The organism is Labilibaculum sp. K2S (genome assembly GCF_030372765.1).
In the GTDB taxonomy this organism is placed as follows: Bacteria; Bacteroidota; Bacteroidia; order Bacteroidales; family Marinifilaceae; genus Labilibaculum.
Window position 1 is genome coordinate 42688 of record NZ_JAUCMW010000013.1, and the last position, 16679, is coordinate 59366.

General features: G+C 36.1%; 19 protein-coding genes. 14 read left to right on the forward strand and 5 right to left on the reverse strand.

The annotated features are described in order from the left end of the window. The first annotated feature begins 8 nt into the window (after positions 1-8). On the forward strand, positions 9-1280 hold the full coding sequence (locus tag QUH73_RS14245) for a M23 family metallopeptidase (RefSeq protein WP_289531108.1): 1272 nt from the start codon (positions 9-11) through the stop codon (positions 1278-1280). On the opposite strand, the gene purN is transcribed toward QUH73_RS14245, so the two are convergent. Continuing rightward, on the reverse strand, positions 1272-1832 hold the full coding sequence (purN, locus tag QUH73_RS14250; protein ID WP_289531109.1) for a phosphoribosylglycinamide formyltransferase: 561 nt from the start codon (positions 1830-1832) through the stop codon (positions 1272-1274). The genes QUH73_RS14245 and purN overlap by 9 nt on opposite strands. Positions 1833-2033: 201 nt before the next feature. Between purN and QUH73_RS14255 the strand changes: the two genes are divergently transcribed. The 5 genes from QUH73_RS14255 to rprY all read left to right on the forward strand — a co-directional run bounded on the left by QUH73_RS14255 (position 2034) and on the right by rprY (position 6884). Further along, positions 2034-2270, forward strand: coding sequence for an acyl carrier protein (locus QUH73_RS14255; RefSeq protein ID WP_096429419.1), 237 nt, complete (start codon positions 2034-2036; stop codon positions 2268-2270). A gap of 21 nt (positions 2271-2291) precedes the next feature. After that, complete coding sequence (gene fabF / locus QUH73_RS14260; protein WP_289531110.1) at positions 2292-3545, forward strand: beta-ketoacyl-ACP synthase II; 1254 nt, start codon at positions 2292-2294, stop codon at positions 3543-3545. A gap of 3 nt (positions 3546-3548) precedes the next feature. Next, on the forward strand, positions 3549-4289 hold the full coding sequence (gene rnc, locus QUH73_RS14265) for a ribonuclease III (RefSeq protein ID WP_289531111.1): 741 nt from the start codon (positions 3549-3551) through the stop codon (positions 4287-4289). 408 nt (positions 4290-4697) lie between these two features. Beyond that, on the forward strand, positions 4698-6191 hold the full coding sequence (locus QUH73_RS14270; protein ID WP_289531112.1) for a sensor histidine kinase: 1494 nt from the start codon (positions 4698-4700) through the stop codon (positions 6189-6191). 6 nt (positions 6192-6197) lie between these two features. After that, positions 6198-6884, forward strand: coding sequence for a response regulator transcription factor RprY (gene rprY, locus QUH73_RS14275; protein WP_101309436.1), 687 nt, complete (start codon positions 6198-6200; stop codon positions 6882-6884). A 57-nt stretch (positions 6885-6941) separates the two neighbouring features. Here the strand turns inward: rprY and QUH73_RS14280 are convergent, their stop codons facing one another. The 4 genes from QUH73_RS14280 to QUH73_RS14295 all read right to left on the reverse strand — a co-directional run bounded on the left by QUH73_RS14280 (position 6942) and on the right by QUH73_RS14295 (position 9244). Next, complete coding sequence (locus tag QUH73_RS14280) at positions 6942-7247, reverse strand: hypothetical protein (RefSeq protein ID WP_289531113.1); 306 nt, start codon at positions 7245-7247, stop codon at positions 6942-6944. A 126-nt stretch (positions 7248-7373) separates the two neighbouring features. After that, positions 7374-7568 (reverse strand): hypothetical protein, encoded by a 195-nt coding sequence (locus QUH73_RS14285; protein ID WP_289531114.1) that lies wholly within the window; start codon positions 7566-7568, stop codon positions 7374-7376. Between the two features lie 163 nt (positions 7569-7731). Further along, the gene (locus tag QUH73_RS14290) at positions 7732-7947 is read right to left on the reverse strand and encodes a hypothetical protein (RefSeq protein WP_124993950.1); all 216 of its coding nucleotides are present in this window, start codon (positions 7945-7947) and stop codon (positions 7732-7734) included. Between the two features lie 133 nt (positions 7948-8080). Further along, the gene (locus QUH73_RS14295) at positions 8081-9244 is read right to left on the reverse strand and encodes a 1-acyl-sn-glycerol-3-phosphate acyltransferase (RefSeq protein WP_289531115.1); all 1164 of its coding nucleotides are present in this window, start codon (positions 9242-9244) and stop codon (positions 8081-8083) included. Between the two features lie 285 nt (positions 9245-9529). Here QUH73_RS14295 and QUH73_RS14300 point away from each other — a divergent pair, with 285 nt between their 5' ends. The 8 genes from QUH73_RS14300 (at position 9530) to QUH73_RS14335 (ending at position 16677) form a co-directional block, all read left to right on the forward strand. Next, positions 9530-10210: a zinc metallopeptidase gene (locus tag QUH73_RS14300; protein WP_289531116.1), complete on the forward strand. Its 681-nt coding sequence runs from the start codon at positions 9530-9532 to the stop codon at positions 10208-10210. Positions 10211-10412: 202 nt separating this feature from the next. Continuing rightward, entirely contained in the window at positions 10413-10850 is a 438-nt protein-coding gene (locus tag QUH73_RS14305) for a hypothetical protein (RefSeq protein ID WP_289531117.1), read from the forward strand. Between the two features lie 599 nt (positions 10851-11449). Beyond that, positions 11450-12097, forward strand: a complete 648-nt coding sequence (locus QUH73_RS14310) for a CoA transferase subunit A (protein ID WP_289531118.1) — start codon at positions 11450-11452, stop codon at positions 12095-12097. A 13-nt stretch (positions 12098-12110) separates the two neighbouring features. Beyond that, positions 12111-12494, forward strand: a complete 384-nt coding sequence (locus QUH73_RS14315) for a hotdog domain-containing protein (protein WP_101309429.1) — start codon at positions 12111-12113, stop codon at positions 12492-12494. Between the two features lie 10 nt (positions 12495-12504). Beyond that, positions 12505-13329, forward strand: a complete 825-nt coding sequence (locus QUH73_RS14320; protein ID WP_289531119.1) for a 3-keto-5-aminohexanoate cleavage protein — start codon at positions 12505-12507, stop codon at positions 13327-13329. 57 nt (positions 13330-13386) lie between these two features. Continuing rightward, on the forward strand, positions 13387-14421 hold the full coding sequence (locus QUH73_RS14325) for a zinc-binding dehydrogenase (protein WP_289531120.1): 1035 nt from the start codon (positions 13387-13389) through the stop codon (positions 14419-14421). Next, on the forward strand, positions 14421-15683 hold the full coding sequence (ablA, locus tag QUH73_RS14330) for a lysine 2,3-aminomutase (protein ID WP_289531121.1): 1263 nt from the start codon (positions 14421-14423) through the stop codon (positions 15681-15683). Before QUH73_RS14325 ends, ablA begins: the two co-directional genes overlap by 1 nt. Beyond that, positions 15670-16677, forward strand: coding sequence for a hypothetical protein (locus tag QUH73_RS14335; RefSeq protein ID WP_289531122.1), 1008 nt, complete (start codon positions 15670-15672; stop codon positions 16675-16677). The genes ablA and QUH73_RS14335 overlap by 14 nt, the downstream gene beginning before the upstream one ends. Positions 16678-16679: the final 2 nt, after the last annotated feature.

Sequence of the window (16679 nt, forward strand, 5' to 3'; positions counted from 1 at the left end):
TTTCCAATATGAAAAAATTCTTGAACTATAAGTTTCTATTAATTGCAGGTGCCGTTCTATTTGGTTTAATTGTGTTTAAATGGTATTCAAACGAAGAGTTAGTAGAGCAAATTGATCAGGAAGAAGTGGTAATTGACTCCACAGAGGTAGCACAGGTGCATTTAAAATATGGATTTCCCATTGAAGAATTTACTGTCGAAACTAATGAGGTAAAACGCAATCATAGCTTATCAACCATATTACGGCAATATGATATTAGTTTTGGTACTATTGATAATATAGCAAAGAAAGCAAAGAAGGTTTTTAATGTTAGAAGGATTAAGTCAGGACATGAGTATTCAGTTCTTTTCACTAAAGATAGTTTGAAAACACCGGAGTACTTTATTTATGAAAACACCCCCGTTGAATATATCGTTTTCGATTTGCGCGATACTCTAAATGTGTTTAGGGGTGAAAAGGAAATCATTAAACAAAGGAAGCAAATAAAAGGGAGTATTGAGTCGTCATTGTGGAATGCAATGGTTGAAGCCAATTCTGATCCTTTATTATCTATTGAACTTTCTGATATTTATGCATGGACGATCGATTTTTTTGGCATAGGAAAAGGTGATCAATTCAATATCATTTACGAAGAATCATTTGTTGATGAAAAACCAATACATCAAATAAAAGTAATCGCTGCGAATTTTGTACATCATAACTCGAATAATTATGCCTTTGCCTTTGTTGAAGGTGATAAAGAAGGTTACTTTGATGAGGAGGGGAAAAGTCTGCAAAAAGCATTTTTAAAAGCTCCGTTGCGATATTCGCGAATTAGCTCTAAGTTTTCTAATAACAGGTATCATCCTGTTTTGAAAAGGTATCGGGCTCATCATGGCGTTGATTATGCAGCGCCTACTGGTACACCTGTTCACACAATTGGTGATGGTGTTATTACCAAAAGAGGATATCAGGCAAATGGTGGCGGAAACTATCTTACCATTAAGCACAATAGTGTTTACTCAACAACTTATATGCATCTTTCCCGGTTTGCTAAAAGAATGAATGCAGGGACTAGAGTTAAGCAGGGTGAAACCATCGGATATGTTGGAGCAACCGGTCTCGCAACCGGTCCTCATTTAGATTTTAGAGTTTATAAAAATGGAACTCCAATAAATCCATTGAATATGAAATCACCTCCTGTATCGCCTGTGAAAGAAGAAAATGAGCTTAGATACAAACAGGAAATGGAAAAGTTGATGCAGGAATTAGGCCCGAAGGAAGTAATGACTTTAAAGTAATTGCTCAATTATTTTTGGGAAGAATTCATGTTCAAGTTTATGAATTTTTTCAGCAACATCTTCCGCAGAATCATTTGGTGAAATACTGCATTTGGCTTGAAATATGATTTTTCCTTCATCGTATTTCTCATTTACCATATGAATGGTAATGCCACTATTTGTCTCTTTATTTTCGACAACTGCCTGATGAACCTTCATGCCGTACATTCCTTTTCCACCATATTTTGGTAAAAGAGCAGGGTGAATATTGACAATAGAATTGGGATATTTACGCAGTAAATTAAGAGGAAGCAGCCAAAGAAATCCTGCTAAAACAACAAAATCGACCTTTTTTTCAACCAAAAAGTCAATTATTTTATCCGTTTCAGTAAATTCTGATCGGGAAAAAACTAAAGTTGGAATATTTAGGCTTCTTGCTCTGGAAAGTACAAAGGCATTGGCGTTGTTGGAAAGAATTGCCGAAATCTCGAATTCGGGTTTATCGCTAAAATACCTTGCGATATTTTCGGCATTACTCCCTGATCCAGAAGCAAATATAGCTAGTCGTTTCATGTTGTGTTTTCAAATGTAACTAAAACACACAAATATATGCAAAAGGCATTTCGCAGTGAAATAATTTCGCAGAAAAGGAAAAAGAATTACCTTTGACCGCAACTTTGTGAAATAAATTTGAATTATTTAGAGTAAATTTATTTCTTTGCACAGTTGAAAATTAATTAGTTTAAATATTTAATCACTTAAAATTTTAAAGTTATGTCTGATATTGCATCTAGAGTAAAAGCTATCATAGTTGATAAGTTGGGTGTGGACGAAACTGAGGTAACACTTGAGGCTAGTTTCACTAACGATCTTGGAGCTGATTCATTGGATACAGTTGAGCTTATCATGGAATTCGAAAAAGAATTTAATATCGCTATTCCAGACGATCAAGCAGAAAACATTGGTACTGTAGGTGACGCTATTTCTTACATCGGAGAAAACGCTAAGTAATTATTAACCAGAACCTTTTTTATGGAATTTAGAAGAGTAGTAGTGACTGGGCTCGGAACAATTAACCCAATTGGTAATTCTGTTGCTGAATATTGGGATAATTTGGAGAACGGAGTGGGTGGATCAGGATTGATTACTCATTTTGATGCTTCAAAGTTCAAAACTCAGTTTGCTTGCGAAGTTAAAAATTTCGAGCCTAATGATCATTTCGACCGCAAGGAAGTTAGAAAATTAGATTTGTATGCTCAGTATGCTTTGGTTGCGGCCAAACAAGCTATTGAAGATTCAAATCTGGACCTTGAATCGGAGGATTTAACAAGGGCTGGAGTAATCTGGGGTTCTGGTATTGGCGGAATTAAAACTTTCTTAGATGAAGTAACAGGATATGCAAACGGGGATGGAACTCCTCGTTTCTCTCCTTTCTTCATTCCTAAGATGATTTCTGATATTGCCGCCGGTCATATTTCTATGAAATATGGATTCCAAGGACCTAATTATGGTACTGTTTCTGCATGCGCTTCGGCTTCACATGCAATGATTGATGCAATGAATTACATTCGTTTGGGTAAAGCTAATATCTTTATTACAGGAGGTTCTGAGGCATCTATCAATGAAGCAGGTTTGGGTGGATTTAATTCTATGCAGGCATTATCTACAAACAACGAAGAGTATAAAACTGCATCTCGTCCGTTCTGTAATACCCGTGACGGTTTTGTTATGGGTGAGGGAAGTGGTTGCTTGATTTTTGAAGAATACGAGCACGCCAAAAAACGAGGAGCAAAAATTTATGCCGAAATTGTTGGTGGTGGAATGTCTGGTGATGCTTATCACCTAACAGCAACTCATCCGGAAGGAAGAGGTGCTATTAACGCTATGAAAATGGCGCTAGAAGACGCTTGTCTTAAACCGGAAGAAATTGATTATATCAATGTTCATGGAACTTCAACACCAATAGGTGATATTCCTGAAACAAAAGCGGTTAAGACTGTGTTTGGCGATCATGCCTATAAATTGAACATTAGTGCTACAAAATCAATGACAGGTCACTTGCTGGGAGCAGCAGGAGCTGTTGAAGCTATTGCCTGTATTTTGGCAATAAACAATCAAACAGTTCCTCCTACAATTAACTTTAGTGAGCAGGATCCAAACATTGATGAAAAACTAAATCTTACACTTCATAAAGCTCAAAAGCGCGAAATTCGTGCTGCCCTGAGTAATACATTTGGATTTGGTGGTCATAATGCTTCGGTTATTTTCAAATCATTCATTGAATAATTTGTGGTAAAGTCTATATTTCAATCCATAAAACTTTTTTTCTATCCTGAAAGGGAGTTTTATGGATTGTTTTTTGATTCACTGGGAGTCAAACCTAATAATCCGGATTTGTATGAGCTCGCTTTCATACACAAATCTGCAACCATCCAAAAAAAAGGTTACGGTTTAAATAATGAGCGTCTTGAATATCTTGGGGATGCTATTTTAGGTGCTGTAATCGCCGATATTCTTTACAAGTACTTTCCTAATAAGGACGAAGGTTTCCTTACTCAAATCAGATCTAAAATTGTCAGCAGACAATCCTTAAATAAGCTGGCAGTTAAAATTGAGCTCGACAAGCAGGTCGTCTCCAATGTGAACTTGAGTAACAACAAGCATATTTACGGAGATGCATTTGAAGCTTTTATTGGAGCTATTTACCTCGATCAGGGATATGACAAAACAAGAAAATTTATCGAGGATAAAATTTTTAGAACATACATTAATTTGGAAGAAGTGGTTACTGTTGAAACCAATTTTAAAAGCAAATTGATTGAGTGGGCCCAAAAAAACAAGAAAGATGTTTATTTTGATACACACGAAGGTGGTATTGATGATGCATTGAACTTGCCTTTGTTTACTTCTGAAGTTGAAGTGGAAGAAGTGAAAATGGGTACAGGAAAGGGAACATCTAAAAAGGAAGCCCAACAAAAAGCAGCTCAAGAGGCTCTTACGCGAATAAGTCAAATGGAATTGGCTTGCTAAATCTCTCCAATTACATCCTGTTATTGATTATCAAAAAGAAATTTGTGGTTTACGTTATGTAGAATGTGTGTTTTGGCGTCTTATTTTGTGCATAAAATGGCATAAAAAAAGGACGGTAACCACAACCGCCCTTTCATCTAACTATTAACCAAAATTTTTAATCAAGGAGATTGTTTCTAATAGATTCGCTCTCCGTTGGCAAATATAGTGTCAAATTATTAACTTCAAAGTCGATTTTGTGAAAATTTATCAAAAATCAGCCATTTTTGTCTAAAATAGATTAAATCCAAATCTATAAAGTGGTAATGAATTTAGCAACTGGAATTTTAGTAATAGCGGCCATTTAAACTTGTGTTAAAGATTGTTAAGCTGGAATAGCTACAGCTGGTTTTTTTTATATTTGTATTTATGAATCAAAAATATATTTGGCTTGTAACAATTGTACTCTGTATTTCCTTATCTGGATTGATATTGGTTCAGATTAACTTTTTTCAGTCAGCTTCTAAAATTAAAGAAGAACAACTAGCTCTTACTGTTAGTAAGGCATTAGATCAGGTTGTCTCGGAATTGGAAAGAGCAGAAAAAGAACAGATTATTTTGGAAGGTGATGTTTCCAGCTTTAATAACGGTGCAATTATCAGTTCCAAAAGTTCAGGGTTTAATATTATTATACCCATGGACTTCACTCATGAAAAGGCCAGATTGAGTATTTATTCAGAAAATACGGAATACAATATTGGAGAGGGGTATTTAAATCCGGAAGGAATATCCGGGCTTTCAAAAATGCAGTCGCAGTTCACTAAAACTTTAGAGTCGGGAAACTCCCGGTACGCTTTGATTGCGGGTCAATTAGCCAATTCTCGGCTACCTTTGAGTGAAAGGATAAAAATGGAAAAATTACCACAGCTTATTCAGGAAAAACTTCGTGAAAATGGAATCAAACTGAATTTTGAGTATGCGGTAAAATCAAACAATAAATTCGAAAAAAGATCAAAGAATTATTTTCGAAATCCTTCTTTTGAAAAATACAGCAAGCAATTGTTTCCCAATGATTTTTTCTCCAATTTAAATTTTTTATATATTTATTTCCCAGGACAACAGAGGTATATGTTCAAATCATATTCTTTGTTACTCCCATCTTTCATATTGACTCTGGTTTTAATTCTTTCCAGTGCATTCACTATTTTCATTATCTTTCGTCAGAAAAGGTTATCAAATATAAAGAATGACTTCATTAATAATATGACTCATGAGTTTAAGACTCCTATTGCAACTATTTCGTTAGCTTCTCAAATGCTGAAGGATAATACTGTTACCACAACAGCATCAACAAGAGATCATATTGCTAAGATTATTAATGACGAAAGCCGGAGGTTAACCTATCAGGTTGAAAAGGTTCTGCAAATGGCTGTTTTTAATGAGGTTAGAATGAAATTGAAATTGAAGACAATTAGTGTTCATAAAATAATTCAAAATTTATTGCCTAACTTTACAATAAGAGTTGAGGATAGAAAGGGGAACATGTATCAGAATATTGATGCAGAGCATGATTTGGTAATGGCTGATGAAGTTCATTTGAGTAATGTGATTGCAAATTTATTGGATAATGCCATTAAATATAGTAAAGATGCTCCCGAAATAAGTATTAGTACAAGGAATAAAAATAAGGGTATCGTTATAACAATTACCGATAATGGTATCGGAATAACAAAAGAAGATCAAAAAATGGTATTTGAACGCTTTTTTAGAGTACATACTGGAAATGTTCATGATGTTAAAGGATTTGGTTTGGGATTGTCTTACGTTAAAAAAATTGTAGATGCCCACAATGGACAGGTTAGTGTTGACAGTATACTTGATAAAGGATCCAAATTTGAAATATATCTTCCCTTAAAAAAATAGATACATATGGAACAAGTTAAAATTTTATTAGCAGAAGATGATGCTAATCTAGGACTTCTGTTAAAAGAGTATTTGGTTGCAAAAGGCTACAACACCACACTTCGTGAAGATGGAGATAAGGCATACGATGAATTTTTAAAAAATCCATATGATCTGTGTATTTTTGATATCATGATGCCACATAGGGATGGTTTTACTTTGGCCAAGGATATTCGTTTGATCAATAGTGAGATTCCAATCATTTTCCTAACTGCGAAGTCGATGAAAGAAGATGTTCTGGAGGGTTTCAAGTTGGGAGCTGATGATTATATGACAAAGCCTTTTAGTATGGAAGAGCTATTGGTTCGTATCGAAGCTGTTTTAAGAAGAACTTCAGGGGTGAAAAGTGAAAATACCCAGGAGGAGTTTAAATTAGGGCGCTTTTTATTCGATTCAAAGAAGCAATTTCTTCAGGATGGCGAATCGACAATTAAGCTGACAACGAAAGAATCAGAATTGTTAAAGCTTCTTTGTAATAATGTGAATAAAGTTTTGGAGCGAAATTTAGCTCTTAGAACGATTTGGTCCGACGATAATTATTTTAATGCCAGAAGTATGGATGTGTATATTACTAAGCTAAGAAAGCATTTAAAGCCTGAGCCGGGCATTGAGATCATCAATGTTCATGGCAGAGGATATAAACTAATCATGTAATAGTTACATGATATAAAAAACGCCGGTTATTTGACCGGCGTTTTTTTTATGAGATATTTACTCTGAAACCTTTTCAGTAGAATCAAATTGTTCTGCTTTCTTTTCTTTTTTAGCGACTTCTTTTTCGCGTTGTATCATATCCTGATACATACTCCGCATGAATTTAATCCCAAATTGTAAAGCGTCTTTTTTGCTCTGGAAATTTGATTTGATTAATTGATGCATGCTTAATTCTTCACTTGGATCATCGGTATAATAAAAAATATCGATATTGGGTCTGTTCCCTTTCTTTTTGATTTCCATTCCGAACCAGGTTTCGAATTCCTGATCTCCTACTTTAATATGACGTACAAATTTTATCATCTTCTGTTTTTTTTCTTTTGCGAAGATACTTCATTTTTTTTAAAGGATGGATATTCAAATTTGAGATGGTAAAAAAAAGAGGATCTTCAATTAAAGATCCTCAAAATTTATAAAGTAATTTACTTTTTATAATGAAAGCTGAGGGTTGGTAACATCAGAAAGTATCTCATGATAGCGACCCGAATAATTTTCCAGACACCAATTTTTAAGTTTCTCAAAATCGGTTGGAGTTAGCCACTGAATGGCTTTTGTCAACTCTTTACGAAAAAGAGCAAAATCAAAACTAACATTAGCGAGTACGATTTTTGTTTGTTCAAGCATGATTATTCAAGTTTATAGTTTTTAACAGAACTCGTTGCACTAAGCTACAATTTTCTTTGAGGATTGAAGAATACATTAAGAAGTCTTAACATTTTTTACAGTTTTATTAACGAAATCTTATTCATTTTTTATTGCCAAACTGAAGGCATAAAAAAAGGAGCTGTTATAGCTCCTCATTCTGTTTCTTTTCCAACTCTTTAATCTTTTTTTCCTGATTGTTCAATAATACCATCGATATTGTAAGGATGAACATGACTATCAGTTCAATATAGATTCCGCTCCTGTCAGGGGTTTCTGCCGAAGAGTTCAGGAGGTTTAATATTGCCGCCACCATTATTAAAAAGGTGGACATGATTAGTAGGAGTTTAATTAGTTTCATGTGTTTTTGATTTTAGCCAATCTTTTATAGGTAAGTTGTGGAGTAATTGTTCCAGATGAACTTTATTTATAGAATGAAATTATTAAAAAATCAGTTCAAAAAAAAATGGCCTTCCTAAGAAAGCCAAAGTATTTTATTTTTCCGGGACAAAATCCGGTTTTTTTAATTCCAATCTGTTTTTTACAGGATTCGCATAGATTTCCAGGAATATCTGATTTAATCTTTCAATATTTCCTTCATCCGGATTAATTTTCTTTTCCATGTGTTTTAAGAAAAGATCCTTTTCTTCAGGTGTATATTTATCCGCGAACTCATCCGTTTTGTTTACGATATCGTGGGCAATGTAATTGTCAGGCCAAAGTTTGTAGTTCTTGTGTATTCTGTAGTCAATCAAATCAGCAAGAGCTTTAAATTTATCTCTGCTGTCATCCATTTCTTCAATAACGTCAAGCATTATAGAGATTGGTTTTCCGATTACAAAATTAACACGGCCTTTTTCATTAACCATTCCTTTGATCATGCTTCGTAAATCGTCCTTAGGAGTTTTCTTAAAACCTTCGTCGGTTTCTTTTTTGTATACTTCTATGGTTTTCATTGCATCGCATGGCTCGTATTCATATGAAATAGCAACAGGAACAATTCGTAAGCTTTTAAAGTGCTCCGAGAAAGCAACATCTCCACTCATTTGCAGCATTTTCAGCAAACTTTGTTGAGTTCTGTCATCACCATCTTTGGTTCGCCCTTCTCGTTGTGCTATCCAAACAGATGATTTTTTAGTGTTTAATGCATACTGTATGTAAGATGATAATTGCTTTGAGCTGGTAAGCATCTGACGAACAGTTACGTTTCTTTGTACAACAAAGCTTTTGTTTAGTTTAACTAAATCGGCTATCCACGGTTGAATTAGAAGATTACTGCCGATAGCTATTTCAGTTGTTTCAAAACCATTGTTGTAAAGCATCACGTTAAGTAAGGCAGAATCCAAAATGATATCTCTATGATCCGAAATAAATAAATAACTTTCTTTTGGATCAAGATTTTCCAGTCCATCAATGGTTATGCCTTTGGTGGTGTGGTCAATAATGTGTTGTGCCAGTCGTACAATGAAGTTGCTCTGAAATTCCTTTATTGTTTTTACTTCTCCCAATGCTTTCACAATCATCTCTTTCGAGAATCCTGGAAATAACTGTTGCGAGAATCGAATAAAAGCTTCTTCTTTTATTAAACGTCCTATGGTTTCTACAACCTCGGAATCGTTATATGGTCGAATAGCATCAAAATCTGAGTCAGTGAACATTGCTTGGTTCTTTTTGTTTTAAGGAAAGGCAAAAATAAGCAAATTATATGGAATGTTTAGGAAATGGTGCCTGCTTTTTGTTTTTATTGATGTTTAACTCCCTTGAAATTCAAATATTTGCATTTGTACATAGGTGTACTATCTCGCTGGGTTTGGGGAGGATGGCTATTAATTAGAGTATTGCAATAACTGTCAATTCGACAGGAAAGCTATTTGAATCAATCTTGGCAGAGAATTTGAGTTTTCACATCTTAAAGGTCTGTTAAATTAATTGGAGGAATTATAATGGGTGGAATTTGGATCATATTTATTGCTTTTACCTTGTTAAGCTGGCTGGTGAGTAGTCAATTGAAAACAAGATTTAAAAGGTATTCTCAAATACCTACTGCGAATGGCATGACAGGACGCGAGGTGGTTGAGCAGATGTTAAGGGATCATGGTGTGAGAGGGGTAAAGATTGGTTCTGTTGACGGACAGTTGTCGGATCATTATAATCCGGAAGATAAAACCATTAATCTTAGTAAGGATGTTTATTATGGTAGAAGTATCGGTGCAGCAGCCGTAGCCGCGCATGAAACCGGTCATGCAATTCAACATGCCGAAGCATATGCATGGCTGCAAATGAGATCTGCTTTAGTCCCTGTTGTTAGTTTTAGTTCTAAGTGGGTGCAGTGGGTGCTTTTGGCAGGAATTGTTATGGTGAATACTTTCCCTCAGTTGCTTTTGGCAGGGATTGTATTGTTTGCAGGTACTACTCTTTTTAGCATTGTTACCCTACCTGTTGAGGTGGATGCTAGTCGGAGAGCATTGGTTTGGTTGAAAACATCAGGTATTACTACTTATGAAACTCAGAAAAGCGCTTTTGATGCATTGAAATGGGCGGCGTATACTTATTTTATTGCGGCTCTGTCTTCCTTGGCTGCATTACTTTACTATGTAATGATTTATTTGGGAAGAAGAGGTTAGGCATCTAAGAAATAAAGAATAGAAAAGTATTGTCCTTTTATTACCAGAAGATTTATTGTCTGGTGTAAAAGGACTTTTTCCATTCTTACTTCGTGTTATTTTCAGATCAATTGATTTCAGGTATTTGTAATTGTTCTGCTAAAAAGGAAAGAATTTAGAATCCTTTTCTTATTTTTAATCTTTCAAAATAAGAAAAAGAGATATGACTAAAATAGCAAAATACGGATTTGTGCTTTCCTTCGTTTGGGTAGGATTTTTATTGGCGATTAGTTTTATGGAAGCTTGGGTTAAGTTTCGGGCTGTTTCGCTCGACCTTCCAACAGGCTTGGATGTGGGAGTTCATGTATTCGGTGCTTTAAATATGATTGAGCGCATCTTCTCCGTTGCACTTTTGGTTTATGTATTTATCTATTATACCGATAAAGTTGTTGTGCTTACGGGTTTAACGATTTTCACTTTTGTAGTTGCTCAGTCTGGGTATTTACTTCCTGAATTAAATCAGCATGCACAGTTAATTATTATGGGAATGGTGCCTGAGAAAAATTCAATTCATCACATATACGTGCTTATGGAAGTTGTGAAATTGGTGGCATTGTTGGTTTTGGGTTCCAGACAAGTGCGAATATTTAAGCAGACATAGTTTTCCTGAAATTGTAATTTCATAACGTTTTGTATTCTTAAAATGCAGATAGAAACCGCGTAAGGTATGGTTTTTTGTGTGTTTGTTAAAAAACAAACAAATGAGTTTGTGGCAAAATTCAGATCTTCCCCAAAATAGTTTTAATAGCTGTTACTTTAAATTGGTAGATTTTACTCTTATATTTAATTGATTGTAGAGTTGTAGGCATTAAAATTTGAAGAATTTCTCTAAAAAACGGCTAAAACATTAAATGGTGTTGTAAAACATATGTATTGATAATTGAAAATGTGCATGTTGTATGGCATATTTTTGGTGTGATGGTTTGCGAAGAGTTCGATTAAAATTAACACTAATGTTAAAATAATAACATTAGAATGGTCAAAAAATGCCTTTTGGGGCCTTTCTTCAAGCTTGTTTAGAATGAATAAAAAGACTGAATAGTTTCATATTTGTGCCATTTAGAATGGGTCTTGATACGGAGTTGTGCAAACGTTTTCATTAATGCTTTAAAAAATTATCTTTGTTTCGTAAATAGACTAAAAACTTCTGTTTTGTTGATTTAAGAAGTTTATTAGTAACACGGTAAAAACTATTTTTCGATGAACAAGATAATCTCAATAAAAGAGGCAGTTGCTAAACTGCAGGATGGAATGACCATCATGATCGGAGGATTTCTTTCGGTTGGAACTGCGAATAATATGATCGATCAGATTGTTTCTTCTGACGTTAAAAATTTAACAATTATTTGTAATGATACGGCTTTCGCAGATAAAGGTCTGGGAAAATTGATTGCTAACAAACAGGTTGTTAAGGTGATTACTTCTCATATTGGAACAAATCCTGCCACGATTGAGCAGATGAATAATGGTGAAATTACGGTAGAGTTTAGTCCTCAGGGCACATTAGCCGAGCGTGTTCGTTCTGGCGGAGCAGGTTTAGGTGGGGTTCTTACTCCAACAGGTTTGGGAACTATGGTGGCCGATGGTAAGGAGATTATAACCGTTGATGGAAAAGAGTTTTTATTGGAGAAACCTTTGCGGGCAGATGTTGCTTTGATTGGAGCAAGCATTTCTGACACTCTGGGCAATCTTACTTATAGAGGAACTACTCAGAATTTTAATCCATTGATGGCTACTGCAGCCGATTTGGTAATTGTAGAAGCTAAGCAGATGGTAGAGGCTGGAACACTGAAACCGGAAGAGGTGAAAACTCCATCTATTTTTGTGGATTTTATTGTAAACAACTAACTAATATAGACAAATGGAAAAGGCAATGATAAGAATGCGCATGAGTTCTCATGATGCTCATTATGGTGGAAATTTAGTTGATGGAGCAAAAATGCTCCAGTTATTTGGTGATGTAGCAACAGAATTATTAATTCGTCGTGATGGTGATGAAGGATTGTTTGCTGGATACGAAAATGTTGAATTTTTGGCTCCTGTTTATGCAGGTGATTACATCGAAGCTGTTGGCGAAATTATTAAAGAAGGCAACTCAAGCCGTAAAATGACTTTCGAGGCCCGAAAAGTGATTGTACCAAGAACAGATATTTCTGAATCTGCAGCTGATTTTTTGGAAGAACCGGTAGTTGTTTGCAGAGCTGTTGGAACTTGTGTTACTCCAAAAAAATCTCAACGTAAATAAAAACTAAGCCATGGAAAAACTGATCATTACAGCAGCCATTTGTGGCGCAGAGGTTACAAAGGAGCACAATCCAAATGTGCCTTATACTATCGAAGAATGTGTGCGTGAAGCAGGTTTGGCTTACGAGGCAGGAGCTAGTATTATTCATCTTCATGTAAGAACCGATGATGGAACTCCTACTCAAGATAAGAATCGTTTCAAAATGGTGATGGACGCGATTCACGCTAAATATCCTGATGTAATCATTCAGCCATCAACAGGTGGCGCAGTGGGTATGACCAACGATGAAAGATTACAGCCAACAGAATTGAATCCTGAAATGGCAACTTTAGATTGCGGAACTTTAAATTTTGGCGGCGATGAGATCTTCGAGAATACTGAAAATACCATTAAATATTTCGGTGAGAGAATGATCGAGAGAGGGATTAAACCTGAATTGGAAGTGTTTGATAAATCGATGATTGATATGGCTCTTCGTCTTCATAAGAAAGGATTTATAAAATCGCCGATGCACTTCGATTTTGTAATGGGAGTGAACGGTGGTATCTCAGGTACACTGCGCGATTTTGTTTTCTTAAGAGAAAGTATTCCTGCTGATGCAACTTATACCGTTGCTGGTATTGGTCGTTTTGAATTTCCATTGGCAACGGCTGCTATTGTTGATGGTGGTCATGTGCGTGTTGGATTCGAGGACAATACAATGATTTCGAGAGGTGTTGTTGCAGAATCGAATGGTCAGTTGGTTGAGAAAGTAGTTCGTTTGGCGAAGGAATTAGGTCGCGAAATTGCAACACCAGCCGAGGCTCGGGAAATTTTAGGATTAAAACAAAAGTAAGATTAGATAAATAAGAAAAGAGATCTTAAATCTAACATCTCATATCTGATAAAGGAAATGAACAAAGGAAATAAATACGGAACACACAGGGTACTTGAACCAAAGGGTACTCTTCCACAACCAGCTCATAAGTTGGATAACAACATGTCGATTTACGACAATGAGGTTTTAATTGATGTTCAAACATTGAATATTGATTCGGCAAGTTTTACTCAGATTAAGGGTGCTTGTGAGGCGGATAAAGCAAAAATGGAAGAAATGATTCTTGCTATTGTTGCTGAGCGTGGTAAAATGCAAAATCCGGTAACGGGTTCTGGTGGAATGTTGATTGGAACAGTTAAGGCTGTTGGTCCTAACTTTCCAAATCAGGATTTAAAAGTTGGTGATAAGATAGCCACATTGGTTTCATTATCATTAACTCCTCTTAATATCGAAAAGATTACAAATATTAATCTTTCTAACGATCAGGTTGATGTAGATGCGCAGGCTATTCTTTTTGCGAGTGGTTTATATGCAGTTCTTCCAACTGACTTGCCTGAGAAATTAGCTTTGGCGGCTTTAGATGTTGCCGGTGCTCCTGCTCAGGTAGATCGTTTGGTGAAAGAAGGCGACACGGTTTGTATCATCGGTGGTGGTGGAAAATCGGGTGTGCTTTGCTGCTATCAGGCAATGCAGAAAATTGGACCAAAGGGAAAAGTAATTGTTGTGGAGTATTCGAAAGAAAACGCACAACGGATTAAAGATCTTGGTTTAGCTACAGATGTTCTTGTTGGTGATGCGACAGATGTAATGGATGTTTACAAAAGAGTAACCGAAATTACAGGTGAAGAAGGTTGTGATGTAGTTATTAATAATGTAAATGTTGCTTCTACCGAAATGTCATCTATTTTAATTACCAAAGACAGAGGTTGTGTTTACTTCTTCTCAATGGCTACTTCATTTAGTAAAGCGGCTCTTGGAGCAGAGGGAGTTGGTAAAGACGTTGATATGATTGTAGGGAATGGTTATGCAATTGGGCACGCCGACCTAACACTTGATATCATTAGAAGATCAAAAGGAATTAGAGAATTGTTCGAAAAATTATACGTGTAATGACTAACAACGACAGACGTAGAGAAATGTTTCCTGAGGTAACCGATATTCAGTGGAATGACTGGAAATGGCAGGTACGTAACCGTATTGAAACACTGGATCAGTTAAAGAAATACATTAGCTTAACTGAAGAGGAAGAAGAAGGAGTTCGCAGATCATTGGCATCATTGCGTATGGCTATTACTCCATACTACATGACTCTGATTGATCAGGAAAACCCAAACTGCCCGATTCGTAAGCAGGCAATTCCAACAGCTGCAGAAGTTCATTATTCTAATGCAGATCTTTTGGATCCATTGCACGAGGATGAGGATTCTCCTGTTCCAGGTTTAACTCACCGTTATCCGGATCGTGTTTTGTTTCTGATTACTGATATGTGTTCGATGTATTGCCGTCATTGTACCCGCCGTCGTTTTGCAGGTCAGTCCGATACTTCAACTCCTCAGGATAATATTGAGAAGGCAATTGAGTACATCGCAAATACGCCGCAGGTGAGAGATGTAGTACTTTCCGGTGGCGATGCTTTATTGATCAGTGATGATAAATTGGAGTATATTATTAGCCGTTTGCGAGCTATTCCTCATGTTGAGATTATTCGTATTGGAACTCGTACTCCTGTTGTTTTACCACAGCGCATCACCGATAATTTGGTGAATATGTTGAAGAAATATCATCCAATTTGGGTGAATACTCATTTCAATCACTCTAATGAGATGACTGAAGATTCTAAAAATGCATTGGCTCGTATGGCAGATGCAGGTATTCCTTTAGGAAATCAATCGGTTCTTTTAAGAGGGGTGAATGATTGTGTTCATATCATGAAAAAGTTAATGCACAACTTAGTAATGAACCGAGTTCGTCCGTACTACATTTATCAGTGCGATCTTTCTATGGGATTGGAGCATTTCAGAACTCCGGTATCAAAAGGAATTGAGATCATTGAGAATCTTCGTGGCCATACTTCTGGTTTTGCAGTGCCAACTTTTGTAGTTGATGCTCCGGGAGGAGGAGGAAAAACTCCGGTGATGCCTCAGTATGTAATTTCTCAGAGTCCTGGAAAAGTGGTAATGAGAAATTTTGAAGGGGTGATTACAACCTATACCGAACCTGCTCATTACGATAATAAATGCACTTGTCCTGATTGTACTGCGAATGAGAAACATGAAGGAGTTGCATCTCTTTTAAATGGAGATAAATTATCTATAGAACCAGATTATTTGGCTAGAAAAGACAGAAATAAAAAGAAAGATGCCGTTTCTTAACGACATAGAAAATTATAAAAGTCTTTCGATTGTAGGACTTGCAAAAAATACCGGGAAAACCGAGTGTTTGAACTACGTGCTGTCCCGACTTAGGGATAGCCGTAAACAAATTGCACTTACCTCGATTGGTATTGATGGTGAAAACCGTGATCAGGTTACTCAAACCAACAAGCCCGAAATAGAGCTTAGCGAAGGGATGATTTTTGTGACTTCGGAATTGCATTACAAACAGCGAAAGCTGATATCTGAAGTGATAGATGTTTCCCGTCAATCAACCAGTTTAGGTCGGTTGGTAAGCGCAAAAGCGTTGAGTAAGGGTAAGGTTCTTTTGTCGGGACCTGTCAGCAATCATTCCATTAAGGAGTTAATTGCTGATTTAAAAAATAAAGGAGTAGAGCTGTGCATTGTTGATGGTGCTTTATCCCGAAAAAGTATAGGTTCGCCAGCTGTAACCGAGGCCATGATTTTGGCAACAGGAGCAGCACTTTCGGCAAATATTACGCAATTGGTTTACAAAACCAAATATGTGTATGACTTGATTCAGTTGCCGGAAATTGAACTGAATTTGAAAACTCAATTTGCTGAAGTTGATAATGGCATTTGGGCAATTGATTCGGAAGGAAATGCAAGGGATACAGGAATAAGTTCTGTTTTGTTGATCAAGAAAGAAAAAGACAAGCTTTTTCAGCATGGCAATTGCTTTTTTGTGAGTGGTGCTGTAACTGATCAGTTTTTAGATTTTTTGAAAAATCAGAAACAGATTTCTGAAATCAAATTGATTGTAAGGGATTTCACAAGAGTTTTTGCCAAGCCTGAAACCTATTATGCTTTTGTTAAGCGAGGTGGAAGTGTACAGGTTTTGAATAAAACCAATTTGATAGCGATAACAATCAATCCGGTTTCGCCGGATGGGTACCGATTGAATTCGGATGACTTGAAAAGTGCATTGCAGGATAAGGTAAATGTACCGGTTTACGATATAAAAAAAATGTAGAA

Excerpts from the sequence above, each read along its gene's own strand:
- QUH73_RS14255 (WP_096429419.1), top strand. The coding sequence starts at position 2,034 with ATGTCTGATATTGCATCTAGAGTAAAAGCTATCATAGTTGATAAGTTG.
- QUH73_RS14290 (WP_124993950.1), bottom strand. The coding sequence starts at position 7,947 with ATGAAACTAATTAAACTCCTACTAATCATGTCCACCTTTTTAATAATG.
- QUH73_RS14310 (WP_289531118.1), top strand. The coding sequence starts at position 11,450 with ATGAACAAGATAATCTCAATAAAAGAGGCAGTTGCTAAACTGCAGGAT.
- QUH73_RS14300 (WP_289531116.1), top strand. The coding sequence starts at position 9,530 with ATGGGTGGAATTTGGATCATATTTATTGCTTTTACCTTGTTAAGCTGG.
- QUH73_RS14305 (WP_289531117.1), top strand. The coding sequence starts at position 10,413 with ATGACTAAAATAGCAAAATACGGATTTGTGCTTTCCTTCGTTTGGGTA.
- QUH73_RS14320 (WP_289531119.1), top strand. The coding sequence starts at position 12,505 with ATGGAAAAACTGATCATTACAGCAGCCATTTGTGGCGCAGAGGTTACA.
- rprY (WP_101309436.1), top strand. The coding sequence starts at position 6,198 with ATGGAACAAGTTAAAATTTTATTAGCAGAAGATGATGCTAATCTAGGA.
- QUH73_RS14285 (WP_289531114.1), bottom strand. The coding sequence starts at position 7,568 with ATGCTTGAACAAACAAAAATCGTACTCGCTAATGTTAGTTTTGATTTT.
- ablA (WP_289531121.1), top strand. The coding sequence starts at position 14,421 with ATGACTAACAACGACAGACGTAGAGAAATGTTTCCTGAGGTAACCGAT.
- QUH73_RS14295 (WP_289531115.1), bottom strand. The coding sequence starts at position 9,244 with ATGTTCACTGACTCAGATTTTGATGCTATTCGACCATATAACGATTCC.
- QUH73_RS14325 (WP_289531120.1), top strand. The coding sequence starts at position 13,387 with ATGAACAAAGGAAATAAATACGGAACACACAGGGTACTTGAACCAAAG.
- QUH73_RS14270 (WP_289531112.1), top strand. The coding sequence starts at position 4,698 with ATGAATCAAAAATATATTTGGCTTGTAACAATTGTACTCTGTATTTCC.
- QUH73_RS14280 (WP_289531113.1), bottom strand. The coding sequence starts at position 7,247 with ATGATAAAATTTGTACGTCATATTAAAGTAGGAGATCAGGAATTCGAA.
- QUH73_RS14245 (WP_289531108.1), top strand. The coding sequence starts at position 9 with ATGAAAAAATTCTTGAACTATAAGTTTCTATTAATTGCAGGTGCCGTT.
- fabF (WP_289531110.1), top strand. The coding sequence starts at position 2,292 with ATGGAATTTAGAAGAGTAGTAGTGACTGGGCTCGGAACAATTAACCCA.
- QUH73_RS14315 (WP_101309429.1), top strand. The coding sequence starts at position 12,111 with ATGGAAAAGGCAATGATAAGAATGCGCATGAGTTCTCATGATGCTCAT.
- purN (WP_289531109.1), bottom strand. The coding sequence starts at position 1,832 with ATGAAACGACTAGCTATATTTGCTTCTGGATCAGGGAGTAATGCCGAA.
- QUH73_RS14335 (WP_289531122.1), top strand. The coding sequence starts at position 15,670 with ATGCCGTTTCTTAACGACATAGAAAATTATAAAAGTCTTTCGATTGTA.